The sequence below is a fragment of the Mycobacterium sp. genome (assembly GCF_019243155.1).
In the GTDB taxonomy this organism is placed as follows: Bacteria; Actinomycetota; Actinomycetes; order Mycobacteriales; family Mycobacteriaceae; genus Mycobacterium.
In genome coordinates, this window is record NZ_JAFAUS010000121.1 from 1 (window position 1) to 2,310 (window position 2,310).

Annotated in this window: 3 protein-coding genes and 1 pseudogene; all 4 read left to right on the plus strand. The window is 69.0% G+C overall.

Features of this window, described 5'->3' with window-relative positions:
- A pseudogene (locus JOZ00_RS05980) lies at positions 1–131 on the plus strand (acetylornithine transaminase); the annotation flags it as partial.
- The gene (argF, locus tag JOZ00_RS05985; protein ID WP_293341123.1) at positions 128–1,054 is read left to right on the plus strand and encodes an ornithine carbamoyltransferase; all 927 of its coding nucleotides are present in this window, start codon (positions 128–130) and stop codon (positions 1,052–1,054) included. The pseudogene JOZ00_RS05980 and the gene argF, both read left to right, overlap by 4 nt.
- A complete protein-coding gene (locus JOZ00_RS05990; RefSeq protein ID WP_293341129.1) occupies positions 1,051–1,545 on the plus strand; it encodes an arginine repressor in 495 nt (164 codons plus the stop codon). The genes argF and JOZ00_RS05990 overlap by 4 nt, the downstream gene beginning before the upstream one ends.
- Positions 1,546–1,572: 27 nt before the next feature.
- Positions 1,573–2,310: argininosuccinate synthase (locus tag JOZ00_RS05995; protein ID WP_293341126.1), on the plus strand; the 738-nt coding region annotated here is incomplete at its 3' end.

The following is a 2,310-nucleotide window of genomic DNA, read 5'->3' on the forward strand; positions in this document are numbered from 1 at the left end:
GATTCCTGATCAACGCCGCGGCGCCCGACGTCATCCGGTTGGCCCCGCCGCTGATCATCAGCGAGGCGCAGATCGGCGGCTTCCTCGATGCGCTGCCCGGCGTCCTCGACGCGGTAGGAGCCCCGGCATGACACGGCACTTCCTGCGGGACGACGACCTGTCGCCCGCCGAACAGGCCGAGGTGCTGCAGCTCGCCGCCGAACTGAAGAAGGACCCGTTCAGCTCGCGCCCGCTGGAGGGCCCGCGCGGGGTAGCGGTCATCTTCGACAAGAACTCGACCCGCACCCGGTTTTCCTTCGAGGTGGGCATAGCCCAGCTCGGCGGCCACGCCGTCGTCGTCGACGGTCGCAGCACGCAGCTGGGCCGCGACGAGACGCTTCAGGACACGGCGCGGGTGCTGTCCCGCTACGTCGAGGCCATCGTGTGGCGGACGTTCGGTCAGGACCGGCTCGAGGCGATGGCCGCGACCGCGTCGGTGCCGGTGGTCAACGCGCTCTCCGACGAGTTCCATCCCTGCCAAGTGCTCGCCGATCTGCAGACCATCGCCGAACGCAAGGGGTCGCTGCGGGGCTCGAAGCTGACCTACCTCGGTGACGGCGCCAACAACATGGCGCACTCGCTGATGCTGGGCGGGGTGACCGCCGGCATCCACGTCACCGTCGCCGCGCCCGACGGTTTCGCACCCGACCCGGCTTTCGTGACCGCGGCCGAGCGGCGCGCCCAGGAAACCGGCGCCTCGGTCACCGTCACCGGTGACGCCGACGCGGCCGCCGCCGGCGCCGACGTCCTGGTGACCGACACCTGGACGTCGATGGGCCAAGAGGGCGACGGGCTGGACCGGGTCGGACCGTTTCGGCCGTTCCAGGTCAACGCGCGACTGCTCGCGCTCGCCGATCCGGAAGCCATTGTGCTGCACTGCCTTCCGGCGCACCGCGGCGACGAGATCACCGACGAGGTGATGGACGGTCCGGCCAGCGTGGTGTGGGACGAGGCCGAGAATCGGCTGCACGCCGAAAAGGCGCTGCTGGTATGGCTGCTGGAGCGGTCGCGATGACCCGCTCGAAGACCACATCCGAAACCACCCGGGCCGGGCGCCAGGACCGCATCGTGGCCATCCTGTCGTCGGCGTCGATCAGCAGCCAAAGCGAACTCGCGGCCCGGCTTGCCGACGACGGCATCGAAGTCACGCAGGCCACACTGTCGCGCGATCTCGAGGAGCTGGGCGCGGTGAAGCTGCGCGGCGCCGACGGCGGCGTCGGGGTCTACATCGTGCCCGAAGACGGCAGCCCGGTGCGCGGGGTGTCGGGTGGCACGGCCCGGCTGTCGCGGCTGCTGGGCGAGCTGCTGGTGTCCGCCGGCGCCAGCGCCAACCTCGCGGTGCTGCGCACTCCGCCCGGCGGCGCCAACTATTTGGCCAGCGCCATCGACCGCGCGGCGCTACCGTACGTCGTCGGCACTATCGCCGGCGACGACACCGTCTTTGTGGCCGCTCGAGAGCCGATGACCGGCGCCGAGCTGGCCAGCACTTTGGAAAAACTCACATAAAGCTCGCGAATTAAAGGAGATTGGTTCATGTCAGATCGCGTCATCCTGGCGTATTCCGGCGGTCTGGACACCTCGGTGGCGATCAGCTGGATCGGCAAGGAGACCGGCCGTGAGGTCGTAGCGGTGGCGATCGACCTCGGTCAGGGCGGCGAAGACATGGAGGTCATCCGCCAGCGAGCCCTGGACTGCGGCGCGGTGGAGGCCGTCGTCGTCGACGCCCGCGACGAGTTCGCCGAGCAGTACTGCCTGCCGACCGTGTTGAACAACGCGCTCTACATGGATCGCTACCCGCTGGTGTCGGCAATCAGCCGGCCGCTGATCGTCAAGCACCTGGTCGAGGCCGCCCGCGAGCACGGCGGCGGCATCGTCGCACACGGATGCACCGGCAAGGGCAACGACCAGGTCCGGTTCGAGGTCGGATTCGCTTCGCTGGCACCGGATTTGGAGGTGCTGGCGCCGGTGCGCGACTACGCGTGGACGCGGGAGAAGGCGATCGCGTTCGCCGAGGAGAACGCCATCCCGATCAACGTCACCAAGCGCTCGCCGTTCTCGATCGACCAAAACGTGTGGGGGCGGGCGGTGGAGACCGGCTTCCTGGAGCACCTGTGGAACGCCCCGACCAAGGACGTCTACGACTACACCGAAGACCCGACGCTGAACTGGAGCACGCCCGACGAGGTCATCGTCGGCTTCGAGCGCGGCGTCCCGGTCTCGATCGACGGCAAGCCGGTGTCGATGCTGCAGGCCATCCAGCAGCTCAACGCC

Bases quoted from the DNA above. Each gene is read 5' to 3' on its own strand.
- argF (WP_293341123.1), top strand. From the start codon at position 128: ATGACACGGCACTTCCTGCGGGACGACGACCTGTCGCCCGCCGAACAG.
- JOZ00_RS05990 (WP_293341129.1), top strand. From the start codon at position 1,051: ATGACCCGCTCGAAGACCACATCCGAAACCACCCGGGCCGGGCGCCAG.